The organism is Streptomyces sp. NPDC043870 (assembly GCF_056435785.1).
Window position 1 is genome coordinate 65,524 of record NZ_JBWKDT010000001.1, and the last position, 19,366, is coordinate 84,889.

A 19,366-nucleotide genomic window follows, 5' to 3' on the forward strand; every position below is an offset into this window, starting at 1 on the left:
GCGGGGGGGGGTTGGTTTTTGGGCTTGTTGGTGGTGACCCCCGCCCCAAGGGCCCCTAGGGTCCCGTAGGCCTTGTCGGGGGATCAGGCTGCCCAGCAAGATCCACCGGACAGGCCCTCACGCCTGCGTCCGTGCGTGACGGAGACGCCGGCCCGTTCGGCGGGCCGGCGTCTGTGCCGTCAGACGCCGGACGGGCTGAGCGGGGGGTGAGCCCCCACCGTTTCCTCGGGGCGCCGGGGCGCCGGGGCCGGGGCCCGGTGGGCAGGGTCCCGCACCTCGCCCACCAGCATCTCCAGCACGTCCTCCAGGGCGACCAGTCCGAGCACCCGGCCCGATGCGTCCGCGACCTGCGCCAGATGGGTGGCGGCGCGGCGCATCACGGTGAGGGCGTCGTCCAGCGGCAGCTCGGCCCGCAGCGTGGCCATGGGGCGCCAGACGTGCTGCGGTACGGCCCGGTCGCCGTCCTCCATGTCGAGGACGTCCTTGACGTGCAGATAGCCCATGAAGGGGCCGCTGCCCTCGCCGCACACCGGGAAGCGCGAGTAGCCCGTCCGTACGGTGAGCTCCTCGATCTGCCGGGCCGTCACCGACGGGGGCACGGTCACCAGGGCCGACCGGGTGATGAGGACGTCCGTCACCGGGCGGCTGCCCAGCTCCAGCGCGTCTTCGAGCAGATCCTGCTCCTCCCGCTCCAGCAGTCCCGCCTGGCCCGCGTCCTCGACCAGCTGGCCGAGCTGGTCGCTGGTGAAGACCGCCTCCACCTCGTCCTTGGGTTCGACGCGGAACAGCCTGAGCACCAGCCGGGCACAGGCGCCGAGCGACACCGTCACCGGACGGCACAGCCGGGCGAAACCGACCAGCGCGGGGCTGAGCCAGAGGGAGGTCTTCTCCGGTGCGGCCATCGCCAGGTTCTTCGGGAGCATCTCGCCGATGACGAGATGCAGGAAGACGACGACGGCGAGGGCGATGACGTAACCGAGCGGATGGATGAGGCTCTCGGGGACGTGCGCCGCGTGGAAGACCGGCTCCAGGAGATGCGCCACGGTCGGTTCCGCCACCGCGCCGAGGGTCAGCGAACAGACGGTGATGCCGAACTGCGCCGCGGCCATCATCTGCGGCAGGTTCTCCAGCCCGTGCAGCACTTGGCGGGCCCGCGAGGAGCCCGCGGCCGCGAGCGGTTCGATCTGGCTGCGGCGTACGGACACGAGCGCGAACTCCGCGCCGACGAAGAAGCCGTTGGCGAGCACGAGCAGCAACGCGAACAGCAGTTGGAGGACGCTCATCGCACGGCCTCCACGGCGGCCTGCACATCCGCGGTCCGCACGAGCCGGACCCGCTCGGCCCGGTACCGGTCCACCTGCCGTACGGAGAGCCGCCAGCCGGGCAGGTCGGCCCGGTCGCCGGGCGCCGGGATCCGGCCGAGGAGATCGGCGACCAGCCCGGCGACGGTCTCGTACGGCCCGTCGGGTACGTCGAGACCTATCCGCCGCAGGGTGAGGACGCGGCAGCTGCCGTCGGCCTCCCATGCCGGATTGCCGTCCTCGGGAGCCGCCGGGGCCAGCTCGGGCCTGCCGTCCCCTTCGGCGTCGTGCTCGTCGCGGACCTCGCCGACGAGCTCCTCGACGATGTCCTCCAGGGTGACGACGCCGGCCGTGCCGCCGTACTCGTCGACGACGACAGCTATCGGCTGTTCGCTGCGCAGCTGCTCCAGCAGCTGCCGTACGGGCAGGGTCTCGGGCACCAGCAGCGGCGGGACGGCGATGCGGCCGACCGGGGTACGCAGCCGCTGATGTGCCTGGACGGCCAGTGCGTCCTTCAGATGGACCATGCCGACGATCTCGTCGATGCGGTCCCGGTAGACGGGGAAGCGGGAGAGACCGGTGGCGCGGGTGAGGTTGAGAACGTCCGCGGCGGTCGCGTCGGACTGGAGCGCGCTCATCTTCACGCGCGGGGTCATCACATGCTGGGCGGTGAGATGACCGAGCGACAGGGTTCGTACGAACAGATCCGCCGTGTCCTGTTCGATCGCCCCGGCGCGGGCCGAGTGACGGGCGAGGGAGACCAGTTCACCGGGGGTGCGGGCGGATGCCAGCTCCTCCTTGGGCTCGACGCCGAGCGCCCGGACGAGCCGGTTGGCGACGGCGTTGAGCAGTGCGATCACGGGCCGGAAGACGGTCGAGAAGCGGTGCTGCGGGCCGGCCACGAACCGGGCGACCTGCAGCGGCCTGGAGACCGCCCAGTTCTTCGGGACGAGCTCGCCGACCACCATCTGCACGGCGGAGGCGAAGAGCATCCCGATCGCGACGGCGACGCCGGGGACGGCCGCGTCCGGTATCCCCGCCGCGGTGAGCGGTGGATCGAGCAGCTGTGCGAGCGCGGGCTCGGCGAGCATGCCGACGACGAGGGAGGTGATGGTGATGCCGAGCTGGGTGCCGGACAGCTGGAACGACAGCTCGCGCAGGGCTCGGACGACGCCCCTGGCACGACGGTCGCCCTCGGCGGCGGCACGCTCGGCGTCGGCGCGCTCCACGGTGACGAGGCCGAACTCGGCGGCCACGAAGAACCCGTTGGCGAGGATGAGAAGGAATGCCGCGCAGAGCAGCAGTAGCGGGATGATCATGCCGCCGCCTCCTGGGAGGGGGCGGCGCAGGTACTACCGGACGATCCGTCCATTGCTGGAGGGAGTCACTCCTCGGGTCGCAGTTGGCCTCACGGGCCACTGTGGCCACGCGGGTGTGAGGCGGAGGCGCACTCGGCGCCTCCGCCTCAAGAGTAATCACGAGCCTGCCCCGTGGGGCAGGGGCTCAGCCGTTGTCCGTGCCGGTTCCCCTGGATTCGGCGAGGGCGCGCAGGGCCCGTGCGTCACGGATCGCGTGCTGACGGGCGATTCCCGGCTGGATTCCGAGGACCGGGAGGCTGGTGCCGTCACTCAGATCGAGGAACACCCAGGGGTCACCCGGTCGGAGGTTGACACGGAGGATCTCCGCCCACTCCAGCCGGCGGGTGCGGGTGAGGTTGACGACGGTGACGCCCTGGTCGTCGGCGACGACCTTGGGACGGCTGAGCAGGGCCAGTACGCCGAAGAAGACCGACGCGGTGAAGACGAAGCTGATCCGCTCACCCGGGCCGAGCTTCTCCAGCGCGAGCGCGACGGCCGTGATGACGGCGAACATCACGGTGCCGACGGACAGCAGGACGGCCCGGGTACGGGTCGGCCTGAAGGTCACCGGCAGGGTGGGGAGCTCCTGTTGTTCCACAGTCATGATCCGTGCCGGTCCTCAGAGACGGCAGGCGTGGATCGCCGTGGTCAGGATCGCGCGGGCGCCCAGCTCGTAGAGGTCGTCCATGATCCGCTGCGCCTCCTTGGCGGGGACCATCGCGCGGACGGCGACCCAGCCCTCGTTGTGCAGCGGGGAGACGGTCGGCGATTCGAGGCCCGGGGTGAGGGCGACGGCCTGCTCCAGGTTCTCGACGCGGCAGTCGTAGTCCATCATCACGTAGCTGCGGGCCACGAGGACGCCCTGGAGGCGGCGCAGGAACTGCTGCACCTTGGGATCGTCCGCGTTGGCACCCGTGCGGCGGATGACGACGGCCTCGGAGGTGAGGATCGGCTCACCGATGACGCCGAGCCCGGCGTTGCGCAGGCTGGTGCCGGTCTCCACGACATCGGCGATGACCTGGGCGACGCCCAGCTCGATCGCGGTCTCGACGGCGCCGTCGAGGTGGACGACGGAGGCGTCGATGCCGTTGTCCGCGAGGTGCTTGGCGACGATGCCCTCGTACGAGGTGGCGATCGTCAGCCCGCCGAAGTCCTCGACGCCGGACGCGGTACCGGGCTTGGTGGCGTAGCGGAAGGTCGAGCGGGCGAAGCCGAGCTGGAGGATCTCCTCGGCGTTCGCGCCGGAGTCGAGGAGCAGATCGCGGCCGGTGATGCCGATGTCGAGGCGGCCCGAGCTGACATAGATCGCGATGTCGCGGGGGCGCAGATAGAAGAACTCGACCTCGTTCTCCGGGTCGACGAGCACAAGCTCCTTGGAGTCCTTGCGCTGGAGGTAGCCCGCCTCATGGAGCATCTCCCCCGCAGGTCCGGAGAGTGAACCCTTGTTGGGGACGGCGATGCGCAGCATGGGGCGGGCTTCCTTTGCTTGGAGAGTGGGAACCGTCTGAGCCATTTGCTCGGAGGAGTGCGTATCAGAGGTGGGCGTAGACGTCGTCGAGGGAAATCCCCCGGGCGACCATCATCACCTGGACGTGGTACAGCAGCTGCGAGATCTCCTCGGCTGCGGCTTCCTTGCCCTCGTACTCGGCGGCCATCCACACTTCGGCGGCCTCCTCGACGACCTTCTTGCCGATGGCATGGACACCCTTGTCCACCAGCTCGGCGGTGCGGGAGGTGGCGGGATCGCCGTTGGCGGCCTTGTGCTGGAGCTCGGCGAAGAGCTCCTCGAAAGTCTTCTTGGACATGGTGGTCCCACCCTACGCGGAAGTGCCCTCTCCTCAGCGCCAGGGTTCAGATACTGAACGCAGCGTCGCCGCGGTGGCCACGGCGGCGGTGACCGCCTCGTGTCCCTTGTCCTCGTTGGAGCCCTCCAGCCCGGCCCGGTCGAGCGCCTGCTCCTCGGTGTCGCAGGTCAGTACGCCGAAGCCGACGGGGACGCCCGTGTCGATGGAGACCTGGGTGAGGCCCTGGGTGACGCCCTGGCACACGTACTCGAAGTGGGGGGTTCCGCCACGGATCACGACACCCAGCGCGACGATCGCGTCATAGCCCCGGCCGGCCAGCACCTTGGCGACGACGGGGAGCTCGAAGCTGCCGGGGACCCGCAGCAGGGTCGGCTCGTCGATGCCCAGCTCGTGCAGGGCGCGCAGGGCGCCGTCGACGAGTCCGTCCATGATCTTCTCGTGCCACTGGGCCGCGATGACCGCCACGCGGAGGTCTCCGCAGTTGCGTACGGACAGTTCGGGTGCGCCCTTGCCGCTCACGTTTCTCCTCGTTCCGTTTCTTGCTGTCTTACTGGTTGCCGCAGGTCGACGCGGTGGCGGCGTCGAGCCAGGGCAGATCGTGTCCCATCCGGTCCCGCTTGGTCCGCAGATACCGCAGGTTGTGCTCGCCCGCCTGTACCGGCATGGCCTCGCGGCCCTCGACCTTCAGGCCGTGCCGCACCAGCGCGCTGATCTTGTCGGGGTTGTTGGTCATCAGCCGGAGGCTGCGTACGCCGAGGTCGACGAGGATCTGCGCGCCCGCGGCGTAGTCCCGGGCGTCGGCGGGCAGGCCGAGCTCCAGGTTGGCGTCCAGCGTGTCGCGGCCGCGTTCCTGCAGTTCGTAAGCCCGCAGCTTGGACAGCAGACCGATGCCGCGGCCCTCGTGGCCGCGGAGATAGACGACCACTCCGCGCCCGGCCTCGGTGATGCGCTCCATGGAGGCCTGCAGCTGGGGGCCGCAGTCGCAGCGCAGCGAGTGGAAGATGTCCCCGGTCAGGCACTCGGAGTGGACGCGGACGAGGACGTCCTCGCCGTCACCGATGTCGCCGTGGACGAGGGCGACATGCTCGACTCCGTCGACGGTGGAGCGGTAGCCGTACGCCGTGAAGGCGCCGTGCGCGGTGGGCAGACTGACCTCGGCCTCGCGGCGGACAGTCGGCTCGGAGCTGCGGCGGTAGGCGATCAGGTCTTCGATGGAGATGATCGTAAGGCCGTGCTTGCGGGCGAACGGGATCAACTCGGGCAGCCGCAGCATGACGCCGTCCTCGCCGGCGATCTCCACGATCGCTCCGGCGGGGCGCAGTCCCGCGAGCCGGGCGAGGTCGACGGCGGCCTCGGTGTGGCCGTTGCGTACGAGGACACCACCGGGCTTGGCGCGCAGCGGGAAGACATGGCCGGGGCGCACGAAGTCGGTCGGCTCGGCGGTGCCGCTCGCCAGCAGCTGCAGGGTCGTGGCCCGGTCGGCGGCGGAGATGCCGGTGGTCACGCCGTACACGGGGGCGGCGTCGACGGAGACGGTGAAGGCCGTGCTCATCGACTCGGTGTTGTGGTCGACCATCTGCGGCAGCTGAAGTCGCTCCAGCTCGTCGCTCTCCATGGGCGCGCAGATCAGCCCGCGGCACTCGCTCATCATGAAGGCGACGATCTCGGGCGTGGCCTTCTCGGCGGCGATGACGAGGTCGCCCTCGTTCTCACGGTCCTCGTCGTCGACGACCACGACGGGCCGGCCCGCGGCGATGTCACGGATGGCCTGCTCGACGGGGTCGAGGGCGAATCCCTCGGTGTCGTCGTTGTCCGTCGGGTACCAGGTGGGCAGAGCACTCATGCTGCCGCTCCTTCCAGAACGGGGGTGCGGGACCGGAGCCACCAGTCGCGCAGGCCCCACAGGACGAGCGCGCCGTAGATGACGTAGACGAAGCCGGAGAAGGCGAAGCCGTTGGCGAAGTTGAGCGGTACGCCGACCAGGTCGACGAGCAGCCAGGCGAACCAGAACTCGACCATGCCGCGCGCCTGGGCGTACATGGCGACCAGCGTGCCGACGAAGATGTACGCGTCGGGCCACGGGTCCCAGGACAGCGACGGGTACGCGGTGAACAGCCCGCCGACGGCGAGGGTGCCGAGGACGGCCGTGCCGGCCATCACCCCGCGCTCGCGCCAGGTGGCGAAGCGGACGGCGATCGAACCGTCCTGGGCCTGCTGCCGGCCGCGGGTCCACTGCCAGTAGCCCCATGCCGCGACGGCCATGACGACGACCTGCTTGCCGGCGCTGCCCGTCAGGTGGGACGTGGCGAACGCGGCGAAGAGGATGACGCCGGAGGCGAACTGGGCGGGCCAGGTCCATATCGAGCGCCGCCAGCCGAGTGCGAGCGCGGTCAGGCCGACGATGTTGCCGATCATGTCGGACCATTTGATGTGCTGGCCGAAGGCGGTGAAGGCCTCCGAGTTCAGCCAGTCCAGGGCGCTCACTTCGCGCTCTCCTTGGCGTCGGCGCCGAGCAGTCGCTCGACGTACTTGGCAATGACGTCGACCTCGAGGTTGACCGGGTCGCCGGGCTGCTTGATGCCGAGCGTGGTCAGCGCGAGGGTGGTGGGGATCAGGCTGATGGTGAAGTAGTCGGGGCCCGCGTCGACGACGGTGAGGCTCACTCCGTCGACGGTGATGGAGCCCTTCTCGACGACGTACCGCGTGAGGTCCGCGGGGAGCGAGATCTTGACGATCTCCCAGTTCTCGGACGGCTTGCGGTCGACGATGGTGCCGGTGCCGTCGACGTGTCCCTGGACGATGTGGCCGCCGAGCCGGCCGCCGACGGCCATCGGCCGCTCCAGGTTGACGCGGGAGCCGGCGGCGAGCGCACCGAGGCTGGAGCGGTTCAGTGTCTCGGCCATCACGTCGGCGGTGAACTCGCCGTCGGCGGTGTCCACGACGGTGAGGCACACGCCGTTGACGGCGATGGAGTCTCCGTGCTTCGCGCCGTCGGTGACGACAGGACCGCGCAGGCGGAAGCGGGAGGCGTCGCCGAGGTCCTCGACCGCGGTGACCTCACCCAGCTCTTCGACGATTCCGGTGAACACTCAAGCTCCCTTGGGGACGGTCGCGGTGATGCGAAGATCGGGGCCGATCCGGACGGTCTCGGTCACGTCGAGCCGCAACGCTTCGGTGATGGTGGTGATTCCGGCGTCGGCGAGGGCCGCGCGCCCCTCGCCGAGGAGTACGGGCGCGAGGTAGCCGACGACTCGATCGACGGCTCCCGCAGCGATGAAGGACCCGGCGAGGGCCGGTCCGCCTTCGAGGAGTACGGAGCGGACGCCTCGTTCGTACAGGGCGTCCAGCAGTGCGGTGACGGACAGACCACGGCCGTCCCTGGGCAGCCGCAGGACGTCCGGGAGGTCGCTCTCCGCGTCCTCGGCGACCGCGATCAGGGTCGGGGCGGCATCGTCGAGGACGCGGGCCCCGGGCTTCACGGCGGTGGCGTCGGTGTCGACGACGACGCGCAGTGGCTGTACGGCGCCGTCGACACCGCGCACGGCGAGGTGCGGGTCGTCGGCGCGGGCCGTGCCGGAGCCGACGATCACGGCATCGGCCTCGGCGCGCAGCCGGTGGACGTCGGCGCGGGACTCGGGGGAGCTGATCCAGCGGCTGGTGCCGTCCGCGGCGGCGATACGGCCGTCGAGGGTGGCGGCGTACTTCCACAGGACGTAGGGACGACCCAGGCGTACGGAGGTGAGCCAGGCGAGGTTGCCGGCTTCGGCCTCGTCGGCGAGGAGCCCGGACCCGACCTGGACGCCGGCCGCGCGCAGCGTGCCGGCACCGCCGGTGGCCTGCGGGTTCGGGTCGGCGACGGCGTACACGACCCGGACGATCCCGGCGTCGGCGAGCGCCTGCGCACAGGGGCCGGTGCGACCGGTGTGGTTGCAGGGTTCGAGGGTGACGTACGCGGTGCCGCCGCGGGCGCGCTCGCCCGCGTCACGGAGGGCGTGGATCTCGGCGTGCGGGCCGCCGGCGCGCTGGTGGAACCCCTCGCCAACGGGCTGTCCGGACGCGTCGGTGATGACGCACCCGACGACCGGGTTGGGGCTGGTGGAGCCGAGTCCGCGGGCGGCGAGCTCAATGGCTCGGCGCATCGCGTCTGCGTCGGCTGCGGTGGCCACCGGGTCCTCCTGCCTCTTCGGGCACGGACTCCGGGGCTGTCGATGACGACAGAGAAAGCGGAACAACACCTCACGGGAACGCCGGGCCCGACGGAACCGACCGTCCTCGAGGATCTCCCGCAAGGACGATCAGCCACAGACGGCCGACGGACCACGAGGGTCGCCCACCGCGCACTGCCTCCCATCCGGACTTTCACCGTCGGTCCAGGAATTTCACCTGGTCAACCGGCCGCTGGATGCGGACGGGTCGCGGACTGTAACCGCCGGTTCGGAATTACACCGACCCCGGAGTGCGCTGCTGCTGATACAGGGCCAGTGTGCCACGCCTGATTGCGGCCCATGCGAGCGAATCACTGTGTCCTGACTCACAACTGACGGCGACGAGGCCACCACTCCGGGAACTCGCCGCCCGGCAGCTCGCTCCGGACGGGCTCGGCGCCGGGGCCGTGTTCCACGTCCCGACGGTAGGCGAGGTCCCGGACGGCCCCGCCCGCCCGGAGGACGGGCAAGGCATCGCCGGGCAGAACGGGACTTCGAAGACGCGACCCGGCACCCCGCCGAGCGGTCCGGGCTCCCTCCAGGGCCGGGGCCACCCGCAGTCGATCCAAGCCTATTGACCCACTGGTCTAGTCCTTTTAGTCTCTGCGTACCTCACTGGATCCGGCCTGCCGGTGCGGGCGTTGTTGTGGCCCGACGCGGCTCAACGGGCGTCCGGTCGGCCCGTGGCGCGAAGCACCCGCAGCGGCGGAGCCGGGGCCACGGGGGACCGGGATGTCCCGGGAGGACCCCAGAGCGTGCCGGCCCGCGAGAACGCCCGGCGGCGGTTACCGGCCCTTGCCGCCGCCGGGTCCCCCGGCGGGCTGTCGGCCCGTACCGGACAGGGACCTCAGGCGCCCGGGGCGAAGAGCTCGGCCTGGGCCGCGTCGCGGGCGGCGAGGAGGGCACCTCGCAGCACCGCCTCGCCGCCCAGCGCCGCCGGACGGATCTCGGTGTGCAAGGGGGACAGCGTGGCGAGACGCGCCTCGACCCGGGTGGCGAGGGCCGCGCCGCCGGCGTGGCCGATCTCGCCGCCGAGGACCACGCACCCCGGGTCCAGTACGGCGGCCACGGCGGCGGCACCGACTGCCAGGCGGTCGGCGAGCACGTCCAGGAAGGGCGCGCCGCGCTGCTCCGGCTTCGCCGCTGCGGCGCGTACCGCCTCTTCGGCGGGGCCGTCGATGCCGTACCGGGCGGCGAGTTCACGGACCGCGACCGCCCCCGCCAGCGCGTGGAAGCCGGCGTCACAGCCAGTGGCGGACGGCAGGCCGCCGGTGCCCGGGACCGGAAGGAAACCGATCTCGCCGGCGCCGCCCGACGCCCCGCGGCGCAGCGTGCCGCCGAGGACGACCGCCGCGCCGACCCCCTGACCGAGCCAGAGCAGGACGAAGTCGTCCAGGTCGCGCGCGGCGCCGACGCGCTGTTCCGCGACGGCCGCCAGATTGGTCTCGTTCTCCACGAGCACGGTGGCGGGGAGACGCTCCTGCAGGGCGCCGACGAGCCTGCGGTGCCAGGCGGGCAGTCCGGAGGAGTCACGCAGCTCACCCGTGACGGGGTCGATCAGCCCCGGCGCACCGATGCCGACGCTGTGCAGCCGCGTCACGCCGGCCTCGCGCGCGGTGCGCTCCAGGAGTGCGACGGCCCGCTCCTCGGCCGGTTCGGTGCCGGTGTCGCTGCCGATCGGGAGGGTCGCCTCGGCAAGGGTCGTGCCGACGAGATCCGCGACGACGACCGAGACGCCCTGGGTGCGCACATCGAGCGCGGCCAGATGTGCACGGTCGGCGATGATCCCGTACAACCGGGCGTTCGGGCCGCGGCGCCGCGCACCCGCCTCACCGACGACATGGATCAGCCCCGACCCCTGCAGCCGCTCGACGAGGTCGGCGACAGTCGGCCGGGAGAGGCCGGTCAAGGTCTTCAGCTGACCTGCCGTCAACGGGCCCTCGTCCTGCAGGAGTCGCAGGGCGAGCCGGTCGTTGATGGCCCGGGCGGTACTCGGGGACGCGGGCATACCGGGTGCGGGCATACCGGGATCCTTCCAGATCGCCACCGCCCGACATGGCGGGGTCTATTTATCAGGCAGGGTTCCTGATAGTTTACGCGCCACGGCCCAGGGGAGGATGACAGGGATGTCGAGTGACGTGGTCTTCGACAAGGCGCGGCTGATCAGGGCGCGGTACGCCGTGGCGGCCGTCTTCTGTGTGCATGGCGCCGTGACCGGCAGCTTCGCCACCCGGATCCCCTGGATCCAGGACCATGCCGGGGTCGGGGCGGGCCAGCTCGGCCTGGCCCTCGCATTTCCCGCGATCGGCGCGTCCCTCGCGATGCCGCTCGCCGGGACGATCAGCCACCGCTTCGGCGCGCGCACGGCCCTGCGCGGACTGCTCGCCCTGTGGACGCTCGCCCTGATGCTGCCGGCGCTGTCCCCCAACGTGTACGCGCTGTGCGCGGCGCTCTTCGTGTTCGGCGCCACGGCCGGGATGTCCGACGTCGCCATGAACGCGCTCGGTGTCGAGGTGGAGAACCGCCTGGACCGCTCGATCATGTCCAGCCTGCACGGCATGTGGAGCGCGGGCGCCCTGATCGGCTCCGCCGGCGGCACACTCGCCGCGCATCTCGGCGGCGACGCCCGGCTCCACCACGCCCTCGCATCCGCCGTCCTCACGATCCTCGGCCTGCTGGCCTGCCACGGCGTACTGGACCTGCGCAGCACCCCGGACGAGGAGCCGCCGCCTCGGTTCGCGCTGCCGCCGCGCTCCGCGGTGATCATCGGCGCGATCGGCTTCTGCGGGGTGTTCGCGGAGGGGGCGAGCCTGGACTGGTCGGCGGTGTACCTGCGGGATGTGCTGGGTACCTCGGCGGGGCTCGCGGCCGCGTCCACCACCGCGTTCGCGCTGACCATGGCGGTCGCCCGCCTGGCGGGCGACCGGGTGGTGGACCGCTTCGGACCGGTGCGCACCGTCCGGGCCGGAGGAGTGCTGGCGACGGCCGGCGGGGTCCTGGTGGTCCTGGCGCCGCACCCCGTGGCCGCGATGGCGGGGTTCGGCTGCATCGGCCTCGGGATCGCCGTGGTCGTACCGCTGGCCTTCGCGGCGGCGGGGCGCAGCGGCACGAGCCCGAGCCAGTCGATCGCGGGCGTCGCGACGATCACGTACACCTCGGGGCTGATCGCGCCGTCGGCGATCGGCGGGATCGCGGATCTGACCTCGCTGACGGTGTCGTTCGGGCTGGTGACGGTGCTGGCGTTCGGGCTGGTGGTGGGGGCGGGGGTGCTGCGCGGCAGCGCGCGTGGGGTGGCGCCCGCCGCGTCCGGGGCGGCCACGCCGGCGCCGGCGCCGGACCTGCGGGCATGGGAGGACCCCCAGCGGGGCTCGAAATGAGCTCGTCCGGGGGCCTCGGCCCTTGATCGAGCCCTGGCGGGCGGCGCTGAGGCCGCCGACCACTGGCGCCTACACCTCTCCGGCGTTGCCAAGGCCGACTGGATCGGGCCGCCGAACTTCCATGCACCGAGCTTCGAGTGGTCGGCGATTCTGGTCGCCCTGCCCGTCGTGATCGCCCTGATCGCCGAGAACGCCGGACACGTCGAGGCCGTCGGCGAGATGACCGGCGACCCGCTGGACGACGACGACTCCGGCGGCGATGCCGGGGGCGGCGGTCAGCCGGTCGCCAAGTCGTAGGCGTAGTCGGGTGTGAAGGTGCCGGCCGCACCCCTGCAGCCGTCCGACTCCCCGGGCAGCTTGATCCACAGATAGGCATCGATCCGGGCCTCGCCGGTCTCGGTCGTCGGCGCCCTGCCGAGCGCCCGGCCCGCCGGGTCGCACCACTCTCCGGCTGCCGGGGCGCCGTTGGCGTTGCGGCTGGTGTCGATGACGGCACCCAGACGCGCTGGTCCGCCCAGCGCGGCGAGCACCTCCCGGGCGTACCGCGCCTCGTCGGCCGTGCTGTGGAAGTTGGAGACGTTGGTGAAGATCCCGTCCGACGCGGTCACGGCGCCCGCCGCGCGCAGCAGAGCCGCCTGCTGCGCGGCCGGGTGCCAGCCGGAGTGGCCCGCGTCGAAGTAGACCTTCGCCCGCGGGCCGGCGGCCTTCAGTGTGCGGCCGGCCCGGGCCAGCGCGGCGAAACGCGCGACCCGGTCACTGTCGGAAAGGCAGTCCGAGAGCGCGATCGAGTCGGGTTCGAGGACGACGATGACCGGCTCGTCGCCGAGCCCGGCCGCGAACTCCGCCATCCATCGGTCGTACGCGGCCAGATCCGGCGCCCCGCCCTGGGACGCGCCGCCGCAGTCGCGGCCGGGGATCGCATACGGCACGAGGACCGGCACGCGGCGCGCTGCCGCCGCCGACGACGTCACCGACCGCACCTCGTCCCTGATCTCACCGGGGTTGTGGGAGGTGAACCAGACCGCGGCCGGGTGGGCGGCGATCCGTGACTCGATGAGGGGGCGGCGTGGGTCGTCGCGGTTGGCCCGTATCCAGTCCAGGACCTGCGACTGCGGATGGCGGTACAGCCGGGCGCCGACGTCAGGCGTCTCCCCGCGCGGGGACGGCCGTGCCGACGGCCGGGGCGAAGGCTTCACCGACGCCTCGGGCGGTGCCGTGGACGTGGCCGGCGCGGCCGTCGACGGCCGCGCCGGCATCGTGGGGCTGGGCCGCGCGGGCAGCGGAACCGTCACGGGTGAGCTGCTCACCTCCGGCCGAGCCGTCCCCCGCTCGTCCGCATCGCCGGCCGCGGAGACCAGTCCGGTGACCGTGCCCACGGCCACCACGGCGGATGCCGCGACGGCCATGACGCCGTGGCGCGCGGCCCGGCGCCGCTCGACGCGTTCCGCCCGGCGCTGGGTACGTACGCCGCCTGACACCTCGTGTGCCCCCTCCCCCCGGCGGCCGACGTGACCGGTGCGTTCCCCCGTTCTGGGGAAGCCCCCGGCCGGGCGGCCCGTGTCCGAGCCTAGGGCTGGGACGCTGCCCCCATGGCGCAGATCGGAGAGTTCGCGGCCCGGAACGGCTCCTGCCCGCCTTCTGTCGACTCGGTGGTGGCGCGGATGCGCGCGTTCCGCTCCGCCTGGCCGGCGGCCGACGGGGTTGCGGTCTTCAACCGGGTGTATCTGGCGGTCACGGAGGAGCTCGCCGAGCGGATCGACCGTGGTGAGTTCCCCGACCGGCGGGCCGCGGCCACGCTGGACGTTCTCTTCGCCGAGCGCTATCTCTCGGCCGTCGGCTCGGTCGCCGTGGAGGGCCGCCCGCCGGCCTGCTGGCGTCCGCTGTTCCAGTACCGCCGCCATCCCGGGGTACGCCCGGTGCAGTTCGCGCTGGCCGGAATCAATGCGCACATCGGGCACGATCTCGCGCTGGCGGTCGTGGACACCTGTCGTACGCTCGACTGCGAACCACCGGACCTGGAGGGGGAGTTCGACCACGTGGGCGACATCCTCACGATGCTGGAGGAACGCATCCGCGAGGATCTGATGCCAGGGCCCGATCTGCTGGAGGTCGCCGATCCGCTCACCCATCTGCTCGGCTCATGGAGCCTGGAACGGGCCCGGGACGGCGCCTGGTCGGCGGCCCGGCTGCTGTGGCGGATCCGGGAACTTCCGGAACTCGCCGGTGAGTTCACCGAGCGGCTGGACACGGGTGTCGGGCTCGTCGGGCGCTGCCTGCTCACCCCCTGGCCCTGACGCGAAGGAGTGCACATGACGATCCGGCTCGGACTCGGTCTCCCGCAGATGAGGCAGTACGACATCGGCCGCGACATCCCCGCGGTGGCCTCGGCGGCCGAGGACATCGGCTACGAAAGCCTGTGGGCCTTCGAGCGGGTGCTCTTTCCCGAGCCCGCCACCCAGGGGCTGTACGGCGTTCCCGGCCTCCCCTGGCCCGATCAGTACCGCAGTGTCGCCGAACCGACGGTGTCGCTGACCCTGGCCGCCGCCGCGACCAGCCGGGCGAGGCTGGGCACGAGTGTGCTGATCGCGCCGCTGCACATCCCCTTCCAGCTGGCGCGTACGCTCGCCACGCTCGACGCGGCGAGCGGCGGGCGGGTCGTCGCCGGCTTCGGCACCGGCTGGTCCCTCGACGAGTACGCCGCGGCGTCCGTCGCCCCGTTCGACAAGCGCGGCGCGGTCCTCGACGAACTGCTGGACGTGTGCCAGGCGGTGTGGGGGCCGGACCCGGTCGCGTACGAGGGCGAGCTGACCACCGTGGCGCCCTCCGTCGTGGGCCCCAAACCGGCCCGGCCCATCCCCGTCCTGCTGCCCGCTTTCAGCCCGCGGGCCACGCGCCGGATGGTCGACCGGGCGGACGGCTGGATGCCGGTCGCGGCGGGCCCGCAGAAGCTTGCCGAGGACTGGCGGCGCGTTCAGGACGTCGCGGCCGAGCGCGGCCGCGAGCGCCCCCTGGAGGTCGTCGTGCGGGCCAACGCGGCGTACAGCGAGAAGCCGCTGGAAAGCGACGACCGGCAGCCGTTCCACGGCAGTGTGGACCAGATCGTCGAGGACCTGGCCGCTCATGTGGCACCCGGCCTCGGCGAGTTCCTCATCGAACTGCAGGGCACGACGCGGGACGCGGAGGAGCTGAAGGACGTCGCGGCGGCCGTGTACGAGGGCGTACGGGCCGCGGGAGTCTGAGGGACGAACGGAGCCGCCGCCGACCGGGGTCACCGGTCGGCGGCGGCTGGTGCGACCACCCGGGGCCGACCGGGTCGCGGTCGGCGGCGGGGGTTCGTTCACAGGGCCCTCAGCAGGGCACGCTCAGTCTTCCGGAAGCTCCACCGGAGCGATCTCGTCGAAGACGTCACCAGGGCCGGGGTTCGTCGAGTCGGTGGCACCGCCGAGGTGGTGCATCACGCCCCACACCGCGTTGAGCGCCGTCTGCACCGCGCCCTCGGCCCAGCCGGCCGTCCAGGAGATGTCGTCGCCCGCGAGGAAGATGCCGCGCTTGTCGGCGGGCAGCCGGTCCTGCATGAAGTGCGTGAACAGACGCCGCTGGTAGCGGTAGTGCCCCGGCAGGTTCGCCTTGAACGCGCCCATGAAGTACGGCTCGTTCTCCCAGGACACGGTCACCGGGTTGCCGATGATGTGCTTGCGGATGTCGACCTTCGGGTAGATCTCGCCGAGCGACTTGAGCATGACCTCCATGCGCTCGTTGGCGGACAGCGGCAGCCACTTGAGGCTGTCGTCGCACCACGTGTACGAGAGGCAGATGACGGCCGGCTTGTCGGGACCCTCGTCCAGGAGGTACGTGCCTCGGGTCATGCGGTCGGTGAGCGTCATCGACATGACGTCACGGCCCGTTTCTTCGTCCTTGTCCAGCCAGAACGGCCGGTCCACCGGCACGAACAGCTTGGACGACTCCATGTAGTGGGTGCGCTCCATCGCCGTCCAGTGGTCGATGGGGAACAGCGAGTCGTCGCAGGCGATCTTGGAAAGCAGCATCCAGGACTGCGCGGTGAAGATCGCGGCCTGGTAGGTACGGATGTCACCGGTGGCGTCCGTGACGGTGATGCGATTGCCGGCGGTGCGGTGCAGCCGGGTCACCGCCGGGCGCGGCTCACCCTCGTGCAGCTTCGCCAGCGACGTGCCCTGCGCCCAGTGCACGATCTTCTCGGGCTCGCGCTCCCACAGCCGCAGCGGCAGCTGCTGCGAGCCGCCCACGATGCCGCGGTGGTGGTCGTCGGCCTCGGTGTAGACGACGCGGAGGATCTCCAGGATGGAGTTGGGGAAGTCGGTGTCCCAGCCGCCGGTGCCGAAGCCGACCTGGCCGAAGATCTCGCGGTGCCGGAAGGACTTGAAGGCCTCGGAGTCGCAGAGGAAGCCGTAGAAGGTCTGGTTGTCGAGCTTCTCGACGAGCTTGGCCCAGATCTCGCGGACGCGCGGCACGTCGCGCTCACGCATGGCGCGGTTCATGTCCGAGAAGTCCGCGCCCTCCTCCAGACAGGCGTTCCACGCGTTCATCACGTCGCGGTAGACCTGCGGGAGGTCGTCGATGGTCTCCGCGTAGTGCGACTCGCCCTTGAGGTCCACGACCGTCGAAGGGGTCGACTCGGCCAGGGGGTTGGGGAACGCCTTGGTCTCCAGGCCCACCAGGTCGATGTAGTGCTGCAGCGCGGTCGACGACGGCGGGAAGCGCATGGCGCCCATCTCGGCGGTCAGCGACGCGTCGCAGCCGTCGAAGCCGACGGTGCGCAGCCGTCCGCCGATCTGGTCCGCCTCGTAGACGACCGGCTTGAGGCCCATCTTCATCAGCTCGTACGCGGCGATGATGCCCGACAGTCCGCCGCCGATCACGGCGACCTCGGTGCCGTGCCCGGTCGCGGGTATCTGGCCGAGGCCCGCCGGGTGGGCCAGGAAGTCGTCGTACGCGTACGGGAAGTCCGGCCCGAACATGGTGATGGGCGGCTGCGCGTCGGTGTGCGGGACGGCGGTGGGCACCGTGGACGTCATGGGGGGTGTTGCTCCTGGTCTGGCGGCGGGACAGCGGGACGAGAGGTCTTAGCGGGAGAGCGACGCGTACAGGCCGGGGCGGCGGTCGCGCAGATACGGATTGGCGGCGCGCGAGGCGGCCAGGAAGTCCGGGTCGGCGTCGCCGAGCACCAGCTCCTCGCCGTGTCCGGCGCGGGCCCTTGCGATGCCGTCGGGGCCGGCCAGGCAGCTGAGGCCGACGAAGTCGAACTCGCCCTCGGGGCCGGTCCGGTTGACGTACGCCACGTACATCTGGCTCTCGAAGGCACGCACCGGGACGAGCTTCTCGGCGACGAACTGGAAGGGGTGCATCTGTGCGGTCGGCACCACGAGCAGATCCGTGCCGGCGAGGGCGTGGGCGCGTACGTTCTCGGGGAACTCCACGTCGTAGCAGATCAGGATGCCGATCCGGAGACCGCCGAGCTCGGCCTGGACGACGGGCTCGTCACCCGGAGTGAACCACTCCTGCTCGAAGCAGCCGAAGAGATGGGTCTTGCGGTAGTTCGCGAGGCGGGCGCCGTCGGGGCCGATGAGCTGCGCCGCGTTGTAGACCCTGTCCTCTTCGGCGCCGGTGCCTCGCTCGGGGTAGCCGTAGAGGACGGCGACGCCATGGCGGCGGGCGATCTCGGCGACGGTCTGTGCGGAGGTGCCGTCGGCAGTCTCGGCGAGGCGGTGAATGCCGGAGCCGATCGCGTACCCGGTGAGGAACATCTCGGGGCAGACGAGGAGCCCCGCGCCCGAGGCCGCGGCGCGTGCGGCGTGGGTGTCGAGGATCTCGAGGTTCTTCGCGATGTCGCCGGGGGTCCCGGAGCTCTGGAGCAGGGCGGTACGCAGCGGCGGCATGGGCGACCTCGGAAAGGGTGGATGGGGGCGTCAGGGCGACGTCAAGAACGGTACGTTCCGGCGATCGGCCCGGACAAGGCGGGACCGTTGCGTTCCTCGTGTCGATCCATTGCGCGAATGCACCACTCTGCGGCGATTCGTTGCGTGCGCCTCCTGCCGGGGTCGCACGCCTCCCCCGCCGGACGGCGGAGGAGGGTCACGCCCGGGGCCGATGTTCCGGCGGGCGCCGGCCGGAACAGTGGTGGGTGCCAGGTCACCTGCCGAAAGGACCCATATGAATGGCCGTATGAAAGGCCGTATGAAAGGCCGTACCAGAGCCGCCGCACTCGCCGCGGCACTGCTGATCACCGCCGGTGCCACAGGCTCCGCCGTCGCCTCGGGGGATGGCGACGGAGGCGGCCCGCGCGAGGCGGCGGCGCTGACCGGAACCGCGAAGCTGTACCGGTCCGAACCGCACGACATCACCTTCACCTTCGACGCGCACCTCGCCGCCGAGGACGAGCGGGACCCGATGGCGGCCACCGGCACCTTCCGCTTCAGCCACCGGTTCCCGGACGGGAAGAGCGGCTGGGCGGAGGCGAAGGTCGACTGTCTGCTGACCGGCGGCAAGGTGGCGGTCGCCACCGGCGTGGTCACCGCGTCGGACCTGGACGACGTCGTGGGCAAGCGGGTCGGAGTGACGGTCCACGACCAGGGCAGGCACGACCGGCTGGGTTACAGCTGGGCGAGCGTGGGCACGCCCCGGGACCAGATCAAGGATCTGCCGAAGTGCGTGAGTTCCGCACCCTTCGAGAAGGTGAAGTCCGGCACCGGCGACTTCACGGTGCTGCCCTGGCAGCCGCCGCTCTAGAACGGCGAGATCCGCCGGACTGATCCGCCCGACAGGTCCTGGGTCCTGTCCGTGCCCAGGCCCTGATCAACCGGGCAGGCCCTGGGGCCTGCTACGCCGGCGAGCCCGAGGAGAACCGCCTCAGCAGCGGGGACAGCACCAGTACGGACTTGGTGCGCTCGACGTACGGCTCGCCGGCGATCCGCTCCAGCACGCGCTCGAAGTGGCGCATGTCGGAGGCGAAGACCTGGACGATCGCGTCCGCCTCGCCGGTGACGGTGGAGGCGGACGCGACTTCCGGATAGCGCTCGAGGCCGCGTTTGATGGTCTCGGGCGAGGTGTTGCTGCGTGCGTAGATCTCGATGAAGCCTTCGGTCTCCCAGCCCAGTGCGGCCGGGTCGACCCGGACCGTGAAGCCGGTGATGGCTCCCTCCGCCCGGAGCCTGTCCACGCGCCGCTTCACGGCGGGCGCGGACAGACCGACGAGCGAGCCGATGTCGGCGTAGGAACGACGAGCGTCCTCGGCGAGGGCGTGGACGATGCGTTCGTCGAGATCGTTCAGTCGCACAGGGGGTG

At 71.6% G+C, this 19,366-nt stretch carries 19 protein-coding genes, 1 pseudogene and 1 riboswitch; of the genes and pseudogenes, 5 read left to right on the top strand and 15 right to left on the bottom strand.

The window, feature by feature from the left end; all coding sequences use genetic code 11:
- Nucleotides 1-179: 179 nt before the first annotated feature.
- The 11 genes from AC0699_RS00260 to AC0699_RS00310 form a co-directional block, all read right to left on the bottom strand.
- The gene (locus AC0699_RS00260; protein ID WP_478653789.1) at nt 180-1,283 is read right to left on the bottom strand and encodes a hemolysin family protein; all 1,104 of its coding nucleotides are present in this window, start codon (nt 1,281-1,283) and stop codon (nt 180-182) included.
- Nucleotides 1,280-2,620, bottom strand: coding sequence for a hemolysin family protein (locus tag AC0699_RS00265; protein WP_478653791.1), 1,341 nt, complete (start codon nt 2,618-2,620; stop codon nt 1,280-1,282). The genes AC0699_RS00260 and AC0699_RS00265 overlap by 4 nt, the downstream gene beginning before the upstream one ends.
- Before the next feature lie 184 nt (nt 2,621-2,804).
- Complete coding sequence (locus AC0699_RS00270; RefSeq protein WP_478653794.1) at nt 2,805-3,263, bottom strand: PH domain-containing protein; 459 nt, start codon at nt 3,261-3,263, stop codon at nt 2,805-2,807.
- Nucleotides 3,264-3,278: 15 nt separating this feature from the next.
- Nucleotides 3,279-4,127 (bottom strand): ATP phosphoribosyltransferase, encoded by an 849-nt coding sequence (hisG, locus tag AC0699_RS00275; RefSeq protein WP_478653796.1) that lies wholly within the window; start codon nt 4,125-4,127, stop codon nt 3,279-3,281.
- Between the two features lie 64 nt (nt 4,128-4,191).
- Nucleotides 4,192-4,464 (bottom strand): phosphoribosyl-ATP diphosphatase, encoded by a 273-nt coding sequence (locus AC0699_RS00280; protein WP_093658196.1) that lies wholly within the window; start codon nt 4,462-4,464, stop codon nt 4,192-4,194.
- Nucleotides 4,465-4,497: 33 nt separating this feature from the next.
- Complete coding sequence (ribH, locus tag AC0699_RS00285) at nt 4,498-4,983, bottom strand: 6,7-dimethyl-8-ribityllumazine synthase (RefSeq protein ID WP_469771736.1); 486 nt, start codon at nt 4,981-4,983, stop codon at nt 4,498-4,500.
- A gap of 28 nt (nt 4,984-5,011) precedes the next feature.
- Entirely contained in the window at nt 5,012-6,307 is a 1,296-nt protein-coding gene (locus tag AC0699_RS00290) for a bifunctional 3,4-dihydroxy-2-butanone-4-phosphate synthase/GTP cyclohydrolase II (protein WP_469771737.1), read from the bottom strand.
- The gene (locus tag AC0699_RS00295) at nt 6,304-6,939 is read right to left on the bottom strand and encodes a nicotinamide mononucleotide transporter family protein (RefSeq protein ID WP_478654579.1); all 636 of its coding nucleotides are present in this window, start codon (nt 6,937-6,939) and stop codon (nt 6,304-6,306) included. Before AC0699_RS00295 ends, AC0699_RS00290 begins: the two co-directional genes overlap by 4 nt.
- Nucleotides 6,940-6,944: 5 nt before the next feature.
- Nucleotides 6,945-7,553, bottom strand: a complete 609-nt coding sequence (locus AC0699_RS00300; protein WP_469771738.1) for a riboflavin synthase — start codon at nt 7,551-7,553, stop codon at nt 6,945-6,947.
- Nucleotides 7,554-8,630, bottom strand: coding sequence for a bifunctional diaminohydroxyphosphoribosylaminopyrimidine deaminase/5-amino-6-(5-phosphoribosylamino)uracil reductase RibD (ribD, locus tag AC0699_RS00305; protein ID WP_478653799.1), 1,077 nt, complete (start codon nt 8,628-8,630; stop codon nt 7,554-7,556). It lies immediately after the preceding gene.
- Nucleotides 8,631-8,797: 167 nt separating this feature from the next.
- A riboswitch (FMN riboswitch) is annotated at nt 8,798-8,928 on the bottom strand.
- 588 nt (nt 8,929-9,516) lie between these two features.
- Entirely contained in the window at nt 9,517-10,677 is a 1,161-nt protein-coding gene (locus AC0699_RS00310; protein WP_478654581.1) for an ROK family transcriptional regulator, read from the bottom strand.
- Nucleotides 10,678-10,786: 109 nt separating this feature from the next.
- Between AC0699_RS00310 and AC0699_RS00315 the strand changes: the two genes are divergently transcribed.
- The gene (locus tag AC0699_RS00315) at nt 10,787-12,046 is read left to right on the top strand and encodes an MFS transporter (protein WP_478653801.1); all 1,260 of its coding nucleotides are present in this window, start codon (nt 10,787-10,789) and stop codon (nt 12,044-12,046) included.
- Nucleotides 12,047-12,082: 36 nt separating this feature from the next.
- Nucleotides 12,083-12,289 (top strand): annotated as a pseudogene (locus AC0699_RS00320) (solute carrier family 23 protein); the annotation flags it as partial.
- Between the two features lie 32 nt (nt 12,290-12,321).
- Here AC0699_RS00320 and AC0699_RS00325 read toward each other — a convergent pair.
- Nucleotides 12,322-13,452 (bottom strand): glycoside hydrolase family 6 protein, encoded by a 1,131-nt coding sequence (locus AC0699_RS00325; RefSeq protein WP_478654584.1) that lies wholly within the window; start codon nt 13,450-13,452, stop codon nt 12,322-12,324.
- A 183-nt stretch (nt 13,453-13,635) separates the two neighbouring features.
- Here AC0699_RS00325 and AC0699_RS00330 point away from each other — a divergent pair, with 183 nt between their 5' ends.
- Both AC0699_RS00330 and AC0699_RS00335 read left to right on the top strand, forming a co-directional pair.
- Nucleotides 13,636-14,340: a DUF5995 family protein gene (locus AC0699_RS00330; protein WP_478653803.1), complete on the top strand. Its 705-nt coding sequence runs from the start codon at nt 13,636-13,638 to the stop codon at nt 14,338-14,340.
- A 15-nt stretch (nt 14,341-14,355) separates the two neighbouring features.
- Complete coding sequence (locus tag AC0699_RS00335) at nt 14,356-15,285, top strand: LLM class F420-dependent oxidoreductase (RefSeq protein WP_478653806.1); 930 nt, start codon at nt 14,356-14,358, stop codon at nt 15,283-15,285.
- Between the two features lie 123 nt (nt 15,286-15,408).
- Here the strand turns inward: AC0699_RS00335 and AC0699_RS00340 are convergent, their stop codons facing one another.
- Together AC0699_RS00340 and AC0699_RS00345 are read right to left on the bottom strand one after the other, a co-directional pair.
- Complete coding sequence (locus AC0699_RS00340; protein WP_478653809.1) at nt 15,409-17,100, bottom strand: flavin monoamine oxidase family protein; 1,692 nt, start codon at nt 17,098-17,100, stop codon at nt 15,409-15,411.
- Nucleotides 17,101-17,148: 48 nt separating this feature from the next.
- The gene (locus tag AC0699_RS00345) at nt 17,149-17,961 is read right to left on the bottom strand and encodes a carbon-nitrogen hydrolase family protein (RefSeq protein ID WP_478653811.1); all 813 of its coding nucleotides are present in this window, start codon (nt 17,959-17,961) and stop codon (nt 17,149-17,151) included.
- Nucleotides 17,962-18,259: 298 nt separating this feature from the next.
- Between AC0699_RS00345 and AC0699_RS00350 the strand changes: the two genes are divergently transcribed.
- A complete protein-coding gene (locus AC0699_RS00350) occupies nt 18,260-18,811 on the top strand; it encodes a Repetin (protein WP_478653814.1) in 552 nt (183 codons plus the stop codon).
- A gap of 91 nt (nt 18,812-18,902) precedes the next feature.
- Here the strand turns inward: AC0699_RS00350 and AC0699_RS00355 are convergent, their stop codons facing one another.
- Nucleotides 18,903-19,358, bottom strand: coding sequence for an Lrp/AsnC family transcriptional regulator (locus AC0699_RS00355; RefSeq protein ID WP_453668491.1), 456 nt, complete (start codon nt 19,356-19,358; stop codon nt 18,903-18,905).
- Between the last annotated feature and the right edge of the window lie 8 nt (nt 19,359-19,366).

What these genes read in the sequence shown, in the direction of transcription:
- AC0699_RS00260 (WP_478653789.1), bottom strand. Translation starts at nt 1,283, where the DNA reads ATGAGCGTCCTCCAACTGCTGTTCGCGTTGCTGCTCGTGCTCGCCAAC.
- AC0699_RS00265 (WP_478653791.1), bottom strand. Translation starts at nt 2,620, where the DNA reads ATGATCATCCCGCTACTGCTGCTCTGCGCGGCATTCCTTCTCATCCTC.
- AC0699_RS00270 (WP_478653794.1), bottom strand. Translation starts at nt 3,263, where the DNA reads ATGACTGTGGAACAACAGGAGCTCCCCACCCTGCCGGTGACCTTCAGG.
- hisG (WP_478653796.1), bottom strand. Translation starts at nt 4,127, where the DNA reads ATGCTGCGCATCGCCGTCCCCAACAAGGGTTCACTCTCCGGACCTGCG.
- AC0699_RS00280 (WP_093658196.1), bottom strand. Translation starts at nt 4,464, where the DNA reads ATGTCCAAGAAGACTTTCGAGGAGCTCTTCGCCGAGCTCCAGCACAAG.
- AC0699_RS00290 (WP_469771737.1), bottom strand. Translation starts at nt 6,307, where the DNA reads ATGAGTGCTCTGCCCACCTGGTACCCGACGGACAACGACGACACCGAG.
- AC0699_RS00310 (WP_478654581.1), bottom strand. Translation starts at nt 10,677, where the DNA reads ATGCCCGCGTCCCCGAGTACCGCCCGGGCCATCAACGACCGGCTCGCC.
- AC0699_RS00315 (WP_478653801.1), top strand. Translation starts at nt 10,787, where the DNA reads ATGACAGGGATGTCGAGTGACGTGGTCTTCGACAAGGCGCGGCTGATC.
- AC0699_RS00325 (WP_478654584.1), bottom strand. Translation starts at nt 13,452, where the DNA reads ATGGCCGTCGCGGCATCCGCCGTGGTGGCCGTGGGCACGGTCACCGGA.
- AC0699_RS00330 (WP_478653803.1), top strand. Translation starts at nt 13,636, where the DNA reads ATGGCGCAGATCGGAGAGTTCGCGGCCCGGAACGGCTCCTGCCCGCCT.
- AC0699_RS00335 (WP_478653806.1), top strand. Translation starts at nt 14,356, where the DNA reads ATGACGATCCGGCTCGGACTCGGTCTCCCGCAGATGAGGCAGTACGAC.
- AC0699_RS00340 (WP_478653809.1), bottom strand. Translation starts at nt 17,100, where the DNA reads ATGACGTCCACGGTGCCCACCGCCGTCCCGCACACCGACGCGCAGCCG.
- AC0699_RS00345 (WP_478653811.1), bottom strand. Translation starts at nt 17,961, where the DNA reads ATGCCGCCGCTGCGTACCGCCCTGCTCCAGAGCTCCGGGACCCCCGGC.
- AC0699_RS00350 (WP_478653814.1), top strand. Translation starts at nt 18,260, where the DNA reads ATGAAAGGCCGTACCAGAGCCGCCGCACTCGCCGCGGCACTGCTGATC.